This window comes from Streptomyces sp. NPDC050121 (assembly GCF_044460385.1).
Taxonomy (GTDB): domain Bacteria; phylum Actinomycetota; class Actinomycetes; order Streptomycetales; family Streptomycetaceae; genus Streptomyces; species Streptomyces soliscabiei.
Window position 1 is genome coordinate 355,826 of record NZ_JBITJV010000004.1, and the last position, 18,227, is coordinate 374,052.

The 18,227-nt window shown below is 70.2% G+C and carries 16 protein-coding genes; 14 read left to right on the forward strand and 2 right to left on the reverse strand.

Annotated elements, in window-relative coordinates:
* Positions 1–457: 457 nt before the first annotated feature.
* From ACIBTS_RS08705 to ACIBTS_RS08745, 9 genes are all read left to right on the forward strand, one after another.
* Positions 458–1,471 (forward strand): hydroxyacid dehydrogenase, encoded by a 1,014-nt coding sequence (locus ACIBTS_RS08705; protein ID WP_399317662.1) that lies wholly within the window; start codon positions 458–460, stop codon positions 1,469–1,471.
* A gap of 226 nt (positions 1,472–1,697) precedes the next feature.
* Positions 1,698–2,780, forward strand: coding sequence for a LacI family DNA-binding transcriptional regulator (locus ACIBTS_RS08710; protein ID WP_399317664.1), 1,083 nt, complete (start codon positions 1,698–1,700; stop codon positions 2,778–2,780).
* A 380-nt stretch (positions 2,781–3,160) separates the two neighbouring features.
* The gene (locus ACIBTS_RS08715; protein WP_399317666.1) at positions 3,161–4,498 is read left to right on the forward strand and encodes an ABC transporter substrate-binding protein; all 1,338 of its coding nucleotides are present in this window, start codon (positions 3,161–3,163) and stop codon (positions 4,496–4,498) included.
* Between the two features lie 10 nt (positions 4,499–4,508).
* Positions 4,509–5,393, forward strand: a complete 885-nt coding sequence (locus ACIBTS_RS08720) for a carbohydrate ABC transporter permease (RefSeq protein WP_399317668.1) — start codon at positions 4,509–4,511, stop codon at positions 5,391–5,393.
* Positions 5,393–6,316, forward strand: a complete 924-nt coding sequence (locus ACIBTS_RS08725) for a carbohydrate ABC transporter permease (RefSeq protein WP_399317670.1) — start codon at positions 5,393–5,395, stop codon at positions 6,314–6,316. The genes ACIBTS_RS08720 and ACIBTS_RS08725 overlap by 1 nt, the downstream gene beginning before the upstream one ends.
* Positions 6,313–7,905, forward strand: coding sequence for a family 43 glycosylhydrolase (locus tag ACIBTS_RS08730; protein WP_399317672.1), 1,593 nt, complete (start codon positions 6,313–6,315; stop codon positions 7,903–7,905). The genes ACIBTS_RS08725 and ACIBTS_RS08730 overlap by 4 nt, the downstream gene beginning before the upstream one ends.
* A gap of 182 nt (positions 7,906–8,087) precedes the next feature.
* On the forward strand, positions 8,088–9,131 hold the full coding sequence (locus ACIBTS_RS08735; RefSeq protein WP_399317674.1) for a LacI family DNA-binding transcriptional regulator: 1,044 nt from the start codon (positions 8,088–8,090) through the stop codon (positions 9,129–9,131).
* Positions 9,132–9,273: 142 nt separating this feature from the next.
* Positions 9,274–9,906 (forward strand): VOC family protein, encoded by a 633-nt coding sequence (locus tag ACIBTS_RS08740; protein WP_399317676.1) that lies wholly within the window; start codon positions 9,274–9,276, stop codon positions 9,904–9,906.
* 78 nt (positions 9,907–9,984) lie between these two features.
* Positions 9,985–10,380 carry a VOC family protein gene (locus ACIBTS_RS08745; protein WP_399317678.1) on the forward strand — a complete coding sequence of 132 codons (396 nt, stop codon included), beginning with the start codon at positions 9,985–9,987 and terminating at the stop codon, positions 10,378–10,380.
* Positions 10,381–10,408: 28 nt separating this feature from the next.
* On the opposite strand, the gene ACIBTS_RS08750 is transcribed toward ACIBTS_RS08745, so the two are convergent.
* Positions 10,409–11,131 (reverse strand): helix-turn-helix domain-containing protein, encoded by a 723-nt coding sequence (locus tag ACIBTS_RS08750; RefSeq protein WP_399317976.1) that lies wholly within the window; start codon positions 11,129–11,131, stop codon positions 10,409–10,411.
* Between the two features lie 75 nt (positions 11,132–11,206).
* Positions 11,207–12,514 carry a YihY/virulence factor BrkB family protein gene (locus tag ACIBTS_RS08755; RefSeq protein ID WP_399317680.1) on the reverse strand — a complete coding sequence of 436 codons (1,308 nt, stop codon included), beginning with the start codon at positions 12,512–12,514 and terminating at the stop codon, positions 11,207–11,209.
* Between the two features lie 123 nt (positions 12,515–12,637).
* On the opposite strand from ACIBTS_RS08755, the gene ACIBTS_RS08760 reads away from it, so the two are divergent.
* The 5 genes from ACIBTS_RS08760 (at position 12,638) to ACIBTS_RS08780 (ending at position 18,206) form a co-directional block, all read left to right on the forward strand.
* Positions 12,638–14,287: an acyl-CoA dehydrogenase family protein gene (locus ACIBTS_RS08760; RefSeq protein WP_399317681.1), complete on the forward strand. Its 1,650-nt coding sequence runs from the start codon at positions 12,638–12,640 to the stop codon at positions 14,285–14,287.
* Positions 14,288–14,608: 321 nt separating this feature from the next.
* On the forward strand, positions 14,609–15,886 hold the full coding sequence (locus tag ACIBTS_RS08765; RefSeq protein ID WP_399317684.1) for a GAF domain-containing protein: 1,278 nt from the start codon (positions 14,609–14,611) through the stop codon (positions 15,884–15,886).
* Between the two features lie 167 nt (positions 15,887–16,053).
* On the forward strand, positions 16,054–17,382 hold the full coding sequence (locus ACIBTS_RS08770; protein ID WP_399317686.1) for a hypothetical protein: 1,329 nt from the start codon (positions 16,054–16,056) through the stop codon (positions 17,380–17,382).
* Positions 17,383–17,399: 17 nt separating this feature from the next.
* Positions 17,400–17,972: a GNAT family N-acetyltransferase gene (locus ACIBTS_RS08775; RefSeq protein ID WP_399317688.1), complete on the forward strand. Its 573-nt coding sequence runs from the start codon at positions 17,400–17,402 to the stop codon at positions 17,970–17,972.
* Between the two features lie 150 nt (positions 17,973–18,122).
* Entirely contained in the window at positions 18,123–18,206 is an 84-nt protein-coding gene (locus tag ACIBTS_RS08780; RefSeq protein WP_309486338.1) for a putative leader peptide, read from the forward strand.
* Positions 18,207–18,227 lie beyond the last annotated feature (21 nt).

The following is an 18,227-nucleotide window of genomic DNA, read 5'->3' on the forward strand; positions in this document are numbered from 1 at the left end:
AGAGCCTGCGCAGACTTTCGAAAACTCTGCGCACGGGCCGCCAGCCGCCGCGCAGTCACCGCAGAGCGATCACGACCATCCAGAAAACCCAGCCTGACCTGCTGTGATCAGCGAGTCGGCGGCCAGCTCCGCACCGGGAGGGACCCTTCGACGATTTCGCCGACTCGCATCTGCGAAGGCCACCCCGCGCACCTTCGGCAACCGGCGGTGCCCGCGGCTCCGCCCTCGCGCCTTACTTCTCGCCCTCACACCGGAAACATGTTTCACACTCCCCGAAGCCCACCCGCACGCCCCGCCGCGCCTCACGAACTCCCGCTCTGAAGTGCCCCTTTACCCAAAAAGCGGTCCGAAAGGATTTCCGCTTCGGCGATCCGCCCCACCGATTGACCCCGGCTCCGGAGCAGACCTACGGTAGAAGACGCTTTCAGAAAATGTTTCCTACGAACTCAGGAGAGTCATGCCCAGCGCCCAGCTGCCCAGGGCCGTGTTCGCCATGGATCCGGTGCATCTCCCCCTGCTGTTCCCCGCGCCGCTCCTGGCCCGCCTGCGGCAAACGGCCGACCTCGACCCCACGCTCGTCGTCCGGAACTTCGCCGATCCGGCCGCCGCGCCCGCACTGGCCGGCGCCGAGGTCCTGATCACCGGCTGGGGCTGCCCCCACCTCGACGCGGACGCGCTCACCGCGACACCCGGGCTGCGCACGGTCCTGCATGCGGCGGGCTCGGTCCGCTCCCTCGTCGGCGACGCCCTGTGGCAGCACGGCGTCGCCGTCTCCAGCGCGGTCACCGGCAACGCCGTACCCGTCGCCGAATACACCCTGGCCATGATCCTGCTCGCCGGAAAGGACGCCTTCGGCCACCGCGAGCGCTTCCGCCGCACCCACGCCTACCCCACCCCCGCCGAGACCGCGACCACCGGCAACCTCGGCCGCCGCGTCGGCGTCATCGGCGCCTCACGGGTGGGCCGCCGCCTGCTGGAACTGTTGCGCCCGTACGACTTCGAGGCCTTCCTCCACGATCCGTACGTCGACGCTGCCGAGGCCGCCGAGCTCGGCGCCCAGCTCCTCTCCCTGGAGGATCTGCTGCGCCACAGCGACATCGTCAGCCTGCACGCGCCCGACATCCCCGAGACCCACCACATGCTCGACCGCGCCCGGCTCGCGCTGGTCCGGGACGGCGGCCTGCTGATCAACACCTCCCGGGGCGCCCTGGTGGACCACGCCGCCCTCACCGAAGAGCTGCTCTCCGGTCGGCTGAACGCGGTCCTGGACGTCACCGAGCCCGAACCGCTGCCCGCCGACTCCCCTCTGTACCGGCTGCCCAACGTCTTCCTGACCCCGCACATCGCGGGCTCCCTCGGCAACGAGCTGGAGCGGCTCGGCCGCATCGTCGTCGAGGAACTGGAGCGCCTGGCGCAGGGCCTGCCCCTGGCCCACGAGGTACGGCACGCGGACCTGGCCCGGGTCGCGTGATGCCGGTGCCGCCCGGACGCCCCGGTTCGCGCCGCGACCGGCCCGCCCCTTCGGCCCACCGATGGCCCGCGGGTGGGGAAAAGCCCTGTTCAGCGGCGCTCGCCGTGCCCTGTCCACAGGCTCCCCCACCTGGGGGAACGATGGGATACCGTTTCCGCACCGACGAGGAGCCCGGCGGCCCGGGCCTCCCCCGCGGGCGGACCACGACGGCGAAGGAGCCAGCACGGTGAGTCAGCGCAGGACGAGCTCGGACGCCGGACGGTCGACCATCCGTGACGTGGCGGAGCGCGCGGGCGTGTCCGTGGCGAGCGTGTCGCGCGTGCTGTCCGGCAACTACCCGGTCTCGGAAGAGCTGCGCCGCCGGGTAATGAAGGTGGTCCGGGACCTGGACTACGTCACCAACGCCCACGCCCGCTCCCTGGCCGGCGGCGGCACGCCGACGGTCGCGATACTCCTCAACAACATCACCGGCGCGGCCTTCGCCCACGTGGCCAAGGGCGTCGAGGGCGCCGCCACGATGCGCGGATGGCTCTCCCTGGTGGGTACCACCGGCGACGACCCGGAACGCGAGCTCGCCCTGGTGAACATGATGCGCCAGCAGGGTGTCGCCGCGGTGGTCCTGCTCGGCGGGGCCTACGACTACGAGGAGTACCAGCTGCGCATGGCCCGCTTCGCCCGCTCCCTGGACGCGGCCGGCTCGCACCTGGTCCTGGTCGGCAGGCCGCCGCTGGAGGGCGACGTGCCGGCCACGACCGTCGACTACGACAACGAGTCCGGCGCCTACGCCATGGCCAGCCATCTGCTGTCCGCGGGCCACCGACGGGTCCTGATCCTGCCCGGGCCCGCCCCTCTCACCACGGCGCAGAGCAGGCTGAAGGGCGCCCGGCGGGCCTTCGAGGCGTACGGGGCGCCGTTCGACCCGGGCCTGGTGCGGCACGGTCCGTACGACGACGAGCACGGGTACTCGGCCGTCGAGACGGCCCTGCGCGAGACGCCCGACTTCACCGCCGTGCTCGCCGGAACCGACATCGTCGCTGCCGGAGCCATGCAGGCGCTGCGCTCGGCGGGCCTGCGCGTCCCGGAGGACGTGTCGATCGTCGGCTACGACGACATCCCGCTGGCCTCCCAGCTCACCCCTCAGCTGACCACCGTGCACGTCCCGTACGAGGAGATGGGTCGCGTCGCGCTGCGGGCGGTCGCCGACCGGCGCGAAGGCGGCGCGGGCGGCCGCAAGGGCGACGGGGAGCACCTCGTACTGGGCACCCATGTCGTCGTACGCGACTCGGTGCGGCCTCCATCTCGACAGTGAGCGAGTGCGTTGTGACCACGTTACGAAACCGTTTACCGAAGGTTTTTGCCGACCTCGCCGAACCCTTGAGAGATCCCCTCCGGGAGCTCTGAAGAGCTCTGCCCAGCGTCTCTGACCTGCACAGATCACTCCACCGTGCCCCATGTGCGGCGTTCCCGCAGACCTCGTCCCACCGACCGGCGGCCGTAACAAGTTTCCGCCTACCTCTTGCTCTGTGCGGAGCGTCCGTCCTACGGTCCCAGCAACCGGTTACTACAGCTTCCGCTTTGGCCGAACCCCCCGCAACCGCGAGCCGACGCCTCCCCCGGCCGCCGTTCCTGGCCAGTACCGAGCCGCCGTTCCTCGATTCCGAGGCCTACTTCCCGAAGGATCACGGTCAGATGAACTCCACCAGCCCCCGGAGAAGGTTCGCCCGCGCCGCCGTTGCGGGATTCGCACTGACAGGTCTGCTCACCGCTTGCGGCGGGTCCGGGGACGATGACTCGTCCTCGAAGTCGTCCGGCCCGGTCACCCTCGACTTCTGGGGCTGGGCCAACGGCCAGGAAGCGGTCGTCAAGGCGTTCAACGCCTCCCACAAGGACGTCCAGCTCAAGTACACCAAGGTCACCGACCAGCTCACCATGCAGAAGCAGCTGACCAACGCGGTCAAGGCGAAGAACGCCCCCTGTCTGGTGCAGAACACCGCCGAGTACGTGACGAGCTGGGTCTCGCAGGACGCGCTCGCCGACCTCACGAAGTACATCGAGCCGAGCAAGGACAAGTTCAACGCCGGTTCCTGGGCCGCCGGGCTGGTGCAGGGCAAGGTCTACGGCGTGCCGACCAGCTCGGCACCCGCGTTCACCATCTACCGCACGGACATCTTCGCCAAGTACGGCCTGAAGGCCCCCACGACCTGGGACGACTTCATCGCCGCGGGCAAGCAGCTGAAGAAACACGGCATCAAGATCACCAACTATGCCGGCGAGGACCCCAGCACCCTGGAGGTGCTGGCCATGCAGGCCGGGGCGCACTGGTACGCCATCGACGGCAACTCCTGGAAGGTGAACTTCCAGGACGAGGGCACCCTCAAGGCCGCGAAGGTGATCCAGGACATCATCGACAACGACCTCAACTCCAAGCTCTCCTTCGCCGACTACGCCGCCGTCCAGCGCAACTACGACAACGGCGGCACCGCGACCCGGCAGATCTCCACCTGGCAGATGGCCGGCATGGTGAACAACTTCACCAAGTCCTTCGGCCAGTGGGCGCTCACGCCGTGGCCGACCTTCGCGGGTGAGGCGGCCAAGACCCCGGCCGGCACCAACCAGAGCGGCGGTGTGACCCTGGTGCCCAAGCAGTGCGAGAACCAGAAGCAGGCGGCCGAGGCGGCGCTGTGGATGTCCACCGACACCGGCGCGGTCAAGACGATGGCGAGCCCCACCACGGGCAACGGCGTGATGCCCGCACTCGCCGACAGCGACTCCTACGTCGGCGAGGCGATCTCCCAGAAGCTGCTCGGCACGAACTACCAGCCTGCCCAGCAGGTCGTGAAGGACAGCCTGGGCACCGTCACCACCGACTGGGCCTTCGGCCCCGACTGGACCGCGATGTTCACCGAGCTGCAGGCGGGCTGGGGCAAGGTCGTCAGCAAGGAGCAGAAGGTCACCGACCTGCTCGCGCACATGCAGCAGTGGACGGTCGACGACCTGAAGTCCCGCGGCATCAGCGTCAAGGGCTGAGGCAGATTCGATGATTCGCTCCCTGCGCTGGAAGGGCGCCGCCTTCACGGTGCCCTTCCAGCTCGGCTTCGTGTTCCTCTACCTGGTCCCGATCGGCTACGCCGTCTACCAGTCCCTGTTCCGCACCCAGCAGTCCGGGCTCGGTCTGGGCGGCGCCACGGAGGAGTTCTCCGGCTTCGACAACTACCGGCACGGCCTGACGGACTCGGCGTTCCTGACGTCCATCCTGCGCGTGGTGCTGTTCGCCTGCGTGCAGATCCCCGTGATGCTGTTCATCAGCCTCGTACTGGCGCTGCTCCTGGACGCGCTCACCTCGCGCGCGGCCGGCCGGTTCCGGATCCTGCTCCTGGTGCCGTACATGATCCCGGGGGTGGTCGCGGCGATCGTGTGGATCAACCTCTACAGCCCCGACGTCGGCCCGCTGACCCCGCTGGGCAAGCTGTTCGGGTTCGACTGGAACTTCTTCACGCCGTCCATGGTCTGGCCGTCCATCGGCAACCTGCTCACCTGGCACGGCATCGGCTACAACATGGTGATCATCTACTCGGCGCTGCAGGCCGTGCCCCGCGACCTGTTCGAGGCCGCCAGGCTCGACGGGGCCTCCGAGCTGCGGATCGCGCGCAGCATCAAGGTCCCCTACGTGCGCGGCGCGCTCGTCCTGACCGGCCTGCTGTCCATCATCCAGATGCTGCAGATCTTCAACGAGCCGGCGCTGTTCAGGAACGTCACCCCGCAGACGGTGAACGACAGCTTCACCCCGATCATGATCATCTACAACCAGGCGTTCAACGCCGGCAACTACCACTACGCCGCGACCCTGTCGGTGCTGCTCGCCCTCATCCTCGGCGTGGCCTCCTTCCTCTTCTACCGGCTGACCTCGAGGGAGGCCGACTGATGACGCTCACCGAAAACCGCGCCGAGAAGCCCGACAAGCCCCCGGCGCCGGCCGTCCGCCGCCGGACCCGCCCGGACCCGGCCGCTCGCTCGCGCGGCGGCCAGCGCTTCCTGCTCGTCGGACTCGTCCTGGCCAGCGCCTACAGCCTGTTCCCCGTGTGGTGGCTGATCGTCGCCGCCACCAAGGACCGCGTCGGCCTCTACCAGAGCAACGGACTGTGGTTCTCCGGCTGGCACCTGTGGGACAACCTGCACCAGGTGTTCACGTACGAGGACGGCATCTTCCTGCGCTGGACCGCCAACTCCCTGCTGTACGCGGGGGTCGGCTCCCTGGGCGGAACGCTGATCGCCCTCGCCACGGGCTACGGCCTGGCCCGTTTCGACTTTCCCGGCCGCAACGTGGTGTTCGCGAGCGTGGTGGGTTCGTTCCTGATCCCGATCGCGCTGCTCACCCTTCCGCTCTACCTCATGTTCTCGGAGATCGGCCTGGTCGACACCCCCTGGGCGATGCTGATCCCCTGCCTGATCAACCCGTTCAGCGTGTACCTCGCCAAGGTCTACACCGAGGCCACGATTCCCTACGAACTCCTGGAGGCGGCCCGCCTCGACGGCGCCGGTGAGCTGCGGATCTTCTTCAGCATCGTCCTGCGGATGATGACGACGGGCGGCGCCACGGTCTTCCTGCTGGCCTTCGTCAACACCTGGAACGCCTTCTTCCTGCCGCTGACCGTGCTGCGCGGCGAGAAGAACTGGACGCTCAACATCGGCCTGTACAACTGGAGCGGCAAGCGCCTGGAATCGGGCGTGGACGTCACGAGCCTGGTCCTGACCGGCGCACTGCTGTCCATCGTGCCGATGGCGATCATGATGATCGCGATGCGTCGCTACTGGAGGACCGGCGTCACGCTGGGAGCGCTGAAGTGACCGTTCTGCACAACCCCGTGATCCGCGGTTTCGCGCCCGATCCGTCCCTGATCCGGGTCGGCGACCGCTACTACGTGGCGACCAGTTCCTTCGAGTGGTTCCCGACGATCCCGATCCACAGCTCGCACGATCTGGCCCACTGGGAGTACGCGGGCCATGTCGAAGGAGCCGCCCCCGGGGGGACGTTGGCCGGCGTCCCCGACTCGGGCGGCATCTGGGCGCCGTCGCTGAGCTGGGACGGCGAGCGGTTCTGGATGGTCTACGCGGTCGTACGGTCCGTCGGGACGCCGTACTTCGACCAGGACACCTACGTCACCACGGCCACCGACGTGCGCGGCCCCTGGACGCCGCCGCGCCGCGTCACCAGTCACGGTTTCGATCCCGCCCTCTTCCACGAAGAAGGCCGGCTCTGGCTGCTCAACCTCCAGAACGACCACCGCCCGGGCGGCAAGCGCTTCGCGGGCATCGTCCTGACGGAGTTGGACCGCGACACACTCGCCCCGCTCGGCGACACGCACCTTCTCCTCCAGCACGAACGGCTCGTCGAGGGACCGAAGTTGCTCAACCGCGGCGGCTGGTACCACCTCGTCCTCGCCGAGGGTGGAACGGGTTTTGAGCACGGCGTCCGCACGGCCCGCAGTCGCTCTCTCACCGGCCCGTACGAACTCGACGGCCGCCCCCTGCTCACCTCGCGCGACGATCCGGGGCTGCCGCTGCAGAAGGCGGGACACGCCGAGCTGGTGCAGACGCCGGACGGCGAGTGGTTCCTGAGCCACCTCACGGCCCGCCCGCTGAGAACGCCGAACGGCCCCCGCTGCACCCTCGGCCGGGAGACCGCGATCCAGGCGGTGACCTGGGACGCGGCGGGCAGACCGCGGCTCAGGCAGGGCGGTTGGCATCCGTCGGTCGAGGTCGAGATACCGGACAGTCCATACGGGACTCCCCCACCCTCTTCCTCCGACGACCCGCTGGGCTGGCCCTGGAGCACCCTGCGCGAACCGCCCGATCCCTCCTGGGCGGACGTCGCCTCCCGTCCCGGGTGGATCCGCCTGCGTGGCCGGCACGGTCCCGAGTCCCGCTGGGCGCAGAGCCTGCTCGCCCAGCGTCTCACCGAACACCGGTCCACGGCCCAAGTGACCGTGGACGCACGTCCGTTCACCTTCACGCAGGCCGCCGGCCTGATCCTCCGCTACGACGCGCAGGCGTATCTCTCCCTCGACCTGACCTGGGCGGAGCCCGCGGGCGAGCCGCAGCGCGGCCAGCAGTGGGAGGGCAGGGGACGGACGGTCCTCAGCCTGGTGGAGCGCGACGAGAAGGGTGCGCGGCAGGCGGCGGTCGTGGACGTCGACGCCAGCGTGCCGGTCACGCTGGGCGTCACGGTGGACGGCGCGGAAGCGCGTTTCTGGTACCTGCGCGACGGGGTGCGCACGCCGGTCGGGCCGTCGCTGGACGCCGGCCGGCTGTCGGACGACCATGGCGGACGGCTGCGTTTCACCGGCACCCTGGCCGGGATCCACGTCCGGGACCTGGTCGACGCCGTCTTCACCGCGGACTTCCGGGACTTCCGGCTGACCTGCACGCCCGCCTGAGCTCCGGCGGGTTTCGAAAGTCACCGCCACAAGATCCCGTGTTTCCCGGTGTCTTCACGTCAGGCTGTGGCACACCTAGGATAGCAAGCGCTTTCTGCGAGCCGCCTGTTGCCGGATCGGCTCCGAAAGGGTGCTGGTCGAACTTTCGCTGGCCCTCGGGCGGGCCGGAGAGGTGGTTCCCAATGGTGCACACGGCGAGCGCGAGCGTGGCGGCCGGGCCGACCCTGGCGGTCGTGGCCCGCGAGGCGGGGGTGTCCGTACCGACCGCTTCCAAGGTGGTCAACGGCCGGGAGGACGTCGCCCCCGAGACCCGACGCCGGGTCACGGAGGCGCTGGACCGGCTCGGCTATGTACGCAGACCGCGCTTCGACGCGACGAAGCCGCCCCGGCTGGTCGACCTCGTCGTGCACTCGCTGGACAGTTCCTGGTCGGGCGCGGTGCTGCACGGCGTGGAGGAGGCGGCGTACGACGCGGGTCTGGACGTGGTCGTCTCGGCCGCCTTGTCCCGCACCCGTGCCGGCCGCCCGCAGCGCGGCTGGCTGGACAAGCTGACCGTGCGGGGTTCGGCCGGAGTCCTGTTCAATCTGGCCGAGTTGACGGCCTCTCAGTTCGCCTGGCTGCAGCAGCACCGCACACCCTTCGTGATGATCGACCCGGTGATCGAGCCGCCGTCCGGGGTGGTGTCGGTGGGGGCGGCGAACTGGCAGGGCGGGGTGACGGCGACCGAGCATCTGCTGGCGCTCGGCCACGAACGCATCGCCGTGATCGCCGGCCCGCGCCGCAGGATGTGCAGCAGCGCCCGGGTCGCCGGCTACCGCTCGGCGCTGGCCTCGGCCGGGCTCGCGCAGCGCCCCGAATACCTGCGCAACGGAGGCTTCGACGAGTCCGTCGCGCACCGACGCATGCATGAACTGCTCGAGCTGCCCGAGCCGCCGACGGCCGTCTTCGTCTGCTCCGACCGCATGGCCCTCGGGGTCTACCAGGCCCTGGCGGAACGGGGGTTGAGGATCCCCTACGACGTCAGCGTGGTCGGGTTCGACGACCTGCCGGAGTCCCGGTGGGCCACGCCCGCCCTCACCACCGTCCGTCAGCCGTTGGCGGAGATGGCGGCGACGGCCCTGCGGCTGCTGGTGCGGATGATGGCCGGAGAGCGTCCGGAGGGAACGCGGACGGAGCTGTCGACGCGGCTCGTACAGCGGGCGAGCACGGCGCCACCGCGGAGCTGACGATCTGCCAGAGCCCAATGCCCTTATGGGAAAGCCGAGTTCAGTCCGAGTTCAGTCAGGGTCTCCGTTTCCCCTGCGGTTTCACAGCCGTACCGGGACGCAAAGGGCAACGGCACCGGCCGGGCGCGTACGCTCGGACGGGATGAACACCATTCCCGCACACCTCGATCACATCGTCCTCGCAACGCCCGACCTGGCGACGACGGTCGCCGAGTTCGCCCGACGCACGGGACTGACCCCGGCACCGGGCGGAGTGCACGTCGGGCTGGGCACCCGCAACTACCTGGTGGGCCTGGGTGGTTGTGCCTACCTGGAGATCATCGGCCCGGATCCGGAGCAGCCCGTGCCGTCCCATGCGCGCCCCTTCGGGACGGACGTGTTGGCGGCGGCCCGGACGACCACCTGGGCGATCAGCCCACCCGATCTGGACGCGGCAGTCGCGGCCGCCCGCGCCCGGGGCTACGACACCGGCGAGGTACGGGAGATGAGCCGACGTCGTCCGGACGGCACCCTGCTTCGATGGCGGCTGACCGACGGCGGCTCCCCGCACCCGTCCGGTGTGGTGCCCTTCCTCATCGACTGGGGCACCACGCCCCACCCCTCCGCCTCGGGCCTGCCCGTCAGTCCCCTGCTGGAGCTGACCGCGACCGCCCCGGACCCCGACGACGTACGCCCCCTGCTGAGCGCCGTCGGCACCGACCTCACCCTCACCGAGGGCCCGGCGGGTTTCTCGTTCACGGTGGACACGCCCAACGGCCCGGTGACATTCACCTGACCTGCGAGGCCGCTGTCTCCGGGCCGGACGTCCGTTTCCTTCAAGACCGGCTGCACCGGTCCTGCCTACCGTGGCCGTATGAGTCCACGATTTGATGCCATCGGCCTGGTCGTCTCCGACATGGTCGCCTCCGTTTCCTTCTACCGTCGGCTCGGGTTCGCCTTCCCTGAAGGTGCGGAGCGAGAGCCGCACACCGAGGCCGAACTGCCCGGTGGGCTGCGGCTGTTGCTGGACACCGAGGAAACCGTCCGTTCGTTCCACCCGACGTGGCGGCCGCCGTCCGGAGGCGGCCGGGCGTCGCTCGCGCTGCGCTGTGCCACACCCGAGGAGGTGGACGCCGTGTACGAGGAGCTGGTGGGCGCCGGTCACCCGGGCGAGCTGAAGCCGTGGAACGCCTTCTGGGGCCAGCGGTACGCCGTCGTGCACGATCCCGACGGCAACGGCGTCGACCTCTTCGCACCGCTGGCCCAGTAGGTCGGGGCCCTGACGCGGCACGTCGGCGTCACGACGCTGTACGTGTGCTTCCTCGCGCAGTGGGCAGCCCGGATCCCTGACGCAGCAGGTCGCCCAGTGTCCGGCCCGTGAACTCCCGTATGTCTCGGGACAGATGGGCCTGGTCGGCGTAACCGGCGCGGGCCGCCGTGTCCGCGTACGGCACGCCCTTGCGGACCAGCGCGAGTGCGCGTTGCAGGCGCAGGATCCGGGCCAGTGTCTTGGGGCCGTAGCCGAAGGCGGCCAGCGAGCGGCGGTGCAACTGGCGGGCGCCGAGGCCGAGTTCGTCCGCTGTGGCGGCCACCGGACGGCCCGCCGCGAGCGCGGTGACCAGTCGACGCAGTGCGGGGTCGGGCGCAGCGGCCCGCTCCAGCGCCAGTGCCTCCAGTGCCGTCGCCGGGTGCGCCGCCGCAGCGACTCGGGCACTCAGGCGCCGTACCTCCGACGCCGGCCAGAGATCGGCCAACTCCACGCGCCGGTCGCGCAGTTCGTGGGCGGGTACGCCGAGGAGGGTGGGCGCCATGCCGGGATAGAGACGGATGCCCGCCCAGGGCGCGGGCGGGCCTTCGGGGGTGTGAGCCCGGGTGTCCGGTCCGGCGACCAGTAGCCTGCCCTCGCTCCACAACAGGTCCATGCACCCATCGGGCAGTACGGGAAGCATGAGGAACGCCGCCGACGGCGTGTTCGTCCACACCACCGCCCCGGCCAGCCGGGAGGCCCTCTCCTCGTACACGTACGCCAGGTTACGCCGCCACGAACCGAGCCCACGGTACGAAGTCACGCCTCCTCGCACACAGCGGGAAAGCGCTTACCGCTCCGGGGGCTGTTCCTCCCCGTTACCGCTGTTTCCAGTGCCCCCGCCGTTTCCGCCGTTTCCGCCGGTTCCGCCGTTTCCGCCGGTTCCGCCGGTTCCGCCGGTTCCGCCGGTTCCGCCGGTTCCGCCGTTACCAGTGCTGCCACCGTGGCCCCCGTGCCCACCGTGGCCTTTCAAAGAGCTCTTCACATGTGTCCGGAACCGTCCCGTCACGTCCTCCGGCGGAAGGAAACGGGACCATCTCTCGGGGAACTCGGACGGCATGTCGGGGTCGTCGGGGTCGTCCTCCTCGTGGGAGCGGATCGCCGCCATGCGGGCGACGTACTCCTCCGCCTCCTCCTGCCGCAGCCGTTCGTTGGCGGCGCGCGCCGCAGCCGTCGCGGCGGCCGGCCAGACGCGGTCGATCGCGGCGTTGACGGCGGCGCCGACCAGCACGGCGAAGGCGGACACCCCGATCCACAGCAGTACGGCGACGGCGGCGGCGAGGGAGCCGTAGATGGTGGCGCCCTCGATCGTGTTCGTCAGGTAGATGCGCAGCAGGAAACTGCCCAGCACCCACATGGCGAGGGCGACGAGCGCGCCGGGCACATCCTCGATCCACGGGGAGCGCACCGGCACGGAGACGTGGTAGAGCGTGGTCAGGAACGCGACGGACAGGACGATCACGACCGGCCAGTACAGGACCTGCACCACGGTCGTCGACCAGGGCACGATCCCCACCACCGCGTCCGGGCCTGCCACCATCAGCGGCAGCGCGATGGAACCGATCAGCAGGGCCGCCACGAACAGCAGGAACGCAACCAGCCGCGTCTTGACGATGCCGCGCACGCCGTCGAGGCCGTACATCACGGTGATCGTGTCGATGAAAACGTTTACCGCACGCGAGCCCGACCAAAGTGCGAACAGGAACCCGATGGAGATGACGTCGGGACGGCCGCCCTTCATCACGTCGTCGAGGATCGGCTGGGCGATCTGTCGGACGCCCTTGTCGGACAGGACCGTGCGCGAGGCCTCGAGGAGGTTGTTCTCCAGGCTGCTGATGCTGTCGGTGCCGGTCCAGTCGTCGACGTAGCCGAGCAGACCGATGAGGCTGAGCAGCAGGGGCGGCACGGACAGCAACGTGAAGAAGGCGGCTTCGGCGGCGAGGCCGAGGATGCGGTACTCGATGCAGGAGTTGACGGTGTCCTTCAACAGCAGCCAGGCGGTCCGGCGCTTGGAAACGTTCCGGTAAAGGGCGCGCGCCCGGTGGAGACGCCCGGTGGGGCTCCCGGGTTGCTCGGGTGACTGACTTGCTGGCTGCACGCCCTAAAGGTATCCGCCGTTCGGGGCTGCACTCACCTCCGGCAAGGCCGCGTCCCCGGATCGAGAGGCGGCGCGCGGCTTCCGGATGGCCATGACCGCAGTACCCGGGGGTAGGTTCCAGCTATGGCAGGCAGCACGCACACCGTGACCAACCAGCCCCCGCCCCTGACCGGGTACGACATCTACGGCACCGACCAGGCACTGGTGGCTGCCGTGGAGCGGCACCTGGATCCGGAGCTGCTCGACGAGGCGCGCGGCGAGTTGTCGGCGCTCGGGAGGGCGGCCGGATCGGCGCAGTTGCAGGAGTGGGCGGTGCAGGCCAACGAGTATCCGCCGAAACTGCGCACGCACGACCGTTACGGCCATCGCGTCGACGAGGTCGACTTTCATCCGGCGTGGCACCGGCTGCTCGGCAAGGGTGTCGGGGCGCAGCTGACGAATGCCTGGGGGCGGCCGGGCGGGCATGTGCGGCGGGCGGCGGGATTCCTGGTGTGGACGCAGGTCGAGGCGGGCAACGGCTGTCCGTTGTCGATGACCCATGCGGCGGTGCCCGCGCTGCGCACCGATCCGGAGCTGGCGGCCGAGTGGGAGCCCCGGCTGACGTCCACGATCTACGACCGTGAGCTGCGCCCGGCGCGTCTGAAGGCGGGGGCGCTGTTCGGGATGGGGATGACGGAGAAACAGGGTGGCAGCGACGTACGGGCGAGCACGACGCTCGCCACTCCTCTCGCCGAGGACGGGACGTACGAGCTGACCGGGCACAAGTGGTTCTGTTCGGCGCCGATGTCGGACGGTTTCCTGGTTCTTGCCCGGACGGCGCCGTTCCGGGAGGGAGGCGGGCTCACGTGTTTCCTCGTGCCGCGCGTTCTCGAAGACGGTGCCCGTAACGTTTTCCGTCTCCAGCGGCTCAAGGAGAAGCTGGGGAACCGGTCCAACGCCTCCGGTGAGGTCGAGTTCGACGGGACGTGGGCGCGACGGGTCGGTGAGGAGGGGCGCGGGGTGCGCACGATCATCGACATGGTCGCGGCGACGCGGCTGGACTGTGTGCTGGGTTCGGCGGGGTTGATGCGGCAGGCGGTGGCGCAGGCGATCCATCACTGCACCTACCGTGAGGCGTTCGGCGGGAAGCTCGTCGACAAACCGTTGATGCGCAATGTTCTGGCCGACCTCGCGCTGGAGTCGGAAGCGGCGACCGCGCTCGCGCTGCGGCTGGCGGCGGCCTACGACGACGGGGGTGAGCAGGAGCGGGCGCTGCTGCGGATCGCGGTTCCGGCGGCCAAGTACTGGGTGACCAAGCGCTGTGCGCCGGTGGCGGTGGAGGCGTCGGAATGCCTGGGTGGAAACGGTTACGTGGAGGAGTCGGGGATGCCCCGGCTGGTGCGTGAGTCGCCGCTGAACTCGGTGTGGGAGGGCGCCGGCAATGTCCAGGCGCTGGATGTGCTGCGGGCGCTGCAGCGGGAGCCGCAGGCGTTGAACGCGTATCTCCAGGAGGTGGGTCGGGCGCGTGGGGCCGATCACCGGCTGGACGGGGCGATCAAGGGTCTGCTGACGGAACTGGCGGATCTGGACGGCGTCGAGGGGCGGGCCCGGCGGCTGGCGGAGCGTTTCGCTCTGGTGCTTCAGGGTGCGCTGCTCGTTCGATTCGCGCCGCCGGAGGTCGCCGACGCGTTCTGCGCCTCGCGGCTGGGCGGGGACGGGGGTGCGGCCTTCGGTACGCTGCCCCACAGCCTGGACCTGGCGGCGGTCGTCGATCGGGCACGGCCCCGGCTTTGACCGCTCCGGCCTGAGAAACGTGTGGAAACAGGAAGCGGGGGTGGTGCTGCGCCGACACGGCACCACCCCCGCCGCAATGGCCCTGCGAGGCCAGAATCGCCGCTCGGGGCGACGTGGCTCAAGTTTCAAACACCCTGTGGAGGTTCACCAGGGTTGCAGGGGGTTGCAACGTGTCGGTGGTTGTGTCCGGACTCTGCCCCTCGGTCCCGCGCGAGCGGCAAGATGGGGGCCTTCAGCAAGACCGGAAACAGGCGGTGCACAAGCTTGACATCCGGTTGTCCGCCTGTGTGCTCCCCGGGAGGCCCAGTGGCGATGCCACCGATGAACATGCCGCAGCTCGCGGCCGTCGACGCGGCGCGGGCGGCGCGGGTGCTCAACGAGGTGCGCGACGCCCGGCTGGCCGGTCAGCCGGCGCGCCTCGCGCCGCGTCCCGTGATCGAGCAGTCCTGGGAGCGGCTGCTGCGCAGCGGTGTCGATCCCGAGCATGATGTCAGAGCAGGGCTGCTCAGCACCGACGAGGTGCGGCGACGGCGGGAGGAGTCGCCGTTGCGGGAAGTGTTGCCGGTGTTGCGGGAAGGGTTGCTGTCGGTCGCTGACGCCGCCCACCACATCATGGTCGTCGCCGATGACGAGGGCCGGGTGCTGTGGCGCGAGGGCTGCAACCCGGTGCTGCGCAAGGCCGACGGGCTCGGTTTCGAACTGGGCGCGGACTGGGGCGAGGCGGTGGTCGGCACCAACGGGGTGGGCACGCCGGCGGTGGTGCGTCGGCCCGTACAGGTGTTCGCCGCCGAGCACTTCGTGCGCTCGCACGCGGCCTGGACCTGCGCGGGCGCCCCGATCACCGACCCGCGCAACGGCCGGCTCCTCGGCGTGGTCGATGTCAGCGGCCCGCTGGAAACGATGCATCCGGCCACCCTCGCCTGGGTCGACTCGGTGGCGAAGCTCGCCGAGTCCAGGCTGCGGGAGAAGCACCTGAACTCGCTGGAACGGCTGCGTGCGGTGGCGGCGCCGGTGCTGGCCCGGCTCGGCGGCCGGGCGGCGGCGGTGGACGGGGACGGCTGGACGGCCGCGGTGACCGGGATGCCGTACGCGAGCCGGATCGCACTGCCCAAGTCGCCGTCGCCGGGTCGCCGCTGGCTGCCGACGCTGGGGTTGTGCTCGATCGAGCCGCTGGCCGGGGGCTGGCTGGTGCGGTCCGTGGCCGACGCCGCCGAGCCGCTGCCGGGCGGCGCGACCCGGATCGTGCTGGACTTGACCCGGCCCCGGCGCTGGTCGGTGACGGTGTCGGGGGGTGCGGGGTCGTGGTCGCACGAGCTGAGTCCCCGGCACGCCGAGTTGCTCTACCTGCTGGCGACGCACCGTGGCGGCCGCAGCGCGGCGGGCCTGGCCGAGGACGTGTTCGGCGACTCGGGCCGCACGGTGACGGTACGGGCCGAGATGTCTCGGGTGCGGCGGTATCTGGGCAGGTTTCTGGAGCACCAACCGTATCGTTTCTGCGAGGATGCCGAGGTCGAGGTGCTCCTTCCGGCCGATCCGATGGGCCTGTTGCCCCATTCGACCGCGCCCGCCGTGGTGAGGAACCGGACGTCGGCACCGTAGGCCACCATGGCCCACCGGAGTTCTTCCGATGGCATCTTCCGCATATTTGCGGGGTCTTCGTCCTCCACGGGGGCCGACTGCCGTAGCATCCCTCTACGGGTCACCCCACCTGCTCCTCGGTCAACGTACGGATCATCAGGCGCAGTTGGCCCGCCTCGGGAGGACGAATGAAGCATCGCGGCCGACACCGCCGGCGCAGGCGAGGCAGGGCACTGCGCGCGTTCCTGTCCGGAACGGCTCTCGCGCTCACCGCTGCCGCCACCATGATCAGCGCTTCCCAGGCGACGGTGACCGACGACGGTCCCGGCGCCCTGAAACCGCTTACCGCCACGGCCGACACCGGGAAACTGCGGCTGACGGAGAACCTGGTGCCGCAGGCCTCCCTGAACCGCCTCGCCGCGGGAATGGGTCGGCCGGTCGGCGTCAGCGCGGTGTTGGAGGGTGCCGACCGCACCCTGCGGGACGCGATCGACTGTTCGCCCGCCGAACGCAGGGCCCTGCCGGCCTCCCCCGTCGCCACCCGTGCGTACTGCTGGAACACGGACGACACCGAGGGCTGGCAGCCGGGCGCGGTCACCACGTCGGGGGACGCGGACGACGACGGCGCCTGGGGTGCGAACCGGGTGATCCTCTCCGGCTGGTCGCGCAGCGGTGGCACGGCTGCCGACCGGGGCCTGGCCCGGGTCGGCTTCGTGAACGCGGGAGACCTGAACCACCTCTCCTACACCTGGGCCCTGCTCGCCGTCCCGGTCGCCGACGGGCGTGACTACCGAGGTCTGGTCTCCCATGTCTCCGGGATGGTCTGGTATCAGGACAAGTTGCTGGTCACGGCCGACGACGGGCAGCGGACCGCGCTGTACGTCTACGACATGAACCGGGTCCAGCGCGCCACCGTCGTGAGCGATGCGGTCGGCCGGGTCCCGGGCGGCTGGTCGGCAAACGGTTACCGCTTCGTCCTGCCGGCCATCGGCTCCTATGAGCTGAGCGGTGGTTCCGGGGCCCCGCACCCCGCAACCGTTTCCCTCGACCGCAGCACGGCGCCGGACAGCCTGGTGGCCGGGGAGTGGACCCTCGACGACGGCGACCGGGGCGCCCGCCTGTGGCGCTACCCCTTCAGCACCGCCCCCGGGCACGCGGGGCTGCTCGCCGCCGGCGCCACGGGGCGGGTAGGGGCCTCGGAGGCGTACGAGACGAAGGTGACGGGCGTACGAGGGGTGCTGTCGTACGGATCCCAGTGGTACGTGACCCGCGCCGCCGGCCCGCAGGACGCGCACGGGACGTTGTGGCGGCAGACCGCCGGTCGGGCGCACGGCGAGGTGGACGGCAAGGCGGACCGGGCACGGGCCGCGAAGTGCGGTACCGCGGAAACCCACAGCTGCTGGAGTCCCCACCCGGAGTCCCTTTCCTACTGGGCGGAGACCGGTGAGGTCTGGACCCAGTCGGGGCGGGTGCTCTTCGCACTGCCCCTGGCGTCGATCGACAGAACAAGCAGGTAGATGATTCTCTGGCGGGCATGACCAACATTCCCGTGACCACCTGGTCCCTGGAGCAGACCGACCCGACCGACCTCCTGCCGGCCGCCGCGCCCGAGAACGACGTCCGGATCGTCCGCTCCGAGGTCCCCTCCCCCGAGTTCAGCCGTTTCCTGTACGCGTCCGTCGGCGGGGACATCCGCTGGATCGACCGGCTGCGCTGGACGTACGCGCAGTGGCAGGAGCACCTGGCGCGCCCGGGGGTCGAGACATGGGTCGCGTACGACCGGGGCACTCCGGCCGGATACGTGGAGTTGGAGCCGCAGGACGACGGAGTCGTGGAGATCGTCTACTTCGGTCTGATCCCGGCTTTCCGGGGGCGGCGGATCGGCGGCCATCTGCTGTCGTACGGCGCCGCCCGCGCATGGGAGCTCGCGGACCGCTGGCCCGGGCTGCCGCAGACCAAGCGGGTGTGGCTGCATACGTGCAGCCTGGACGGTGAGCACGCCATGGACAACTACCAGCGGCGCGGTTTCAAGCTGTTCGACACCGAGGTCGAGGAAAAGCCCCAGGTATCCGCACCGGGACCCTGGCCGGGCGCGTTCCCGGTCTGACCCGCCGCTCATACCCGCTGCGACCTGCGCGGACAAGAGCTCGCGCACGGCATGTGATCGACGCCACCCTTGTCTCGTATTTCGGGACAAGGGTGTCCGCATCGCGGACGAAGCTGGACTGTGTCCAGATCGCCGTGACACGCTTTCGTCATGTCCGGAACTGGAATTGCCTTGGTGAGTCGGCGACACGTCGACCTCGGCCGCATGTCCAGCGCCATCTGTCCGGCGAGCTGAGCCGCACCGCCGCCGCTTTCC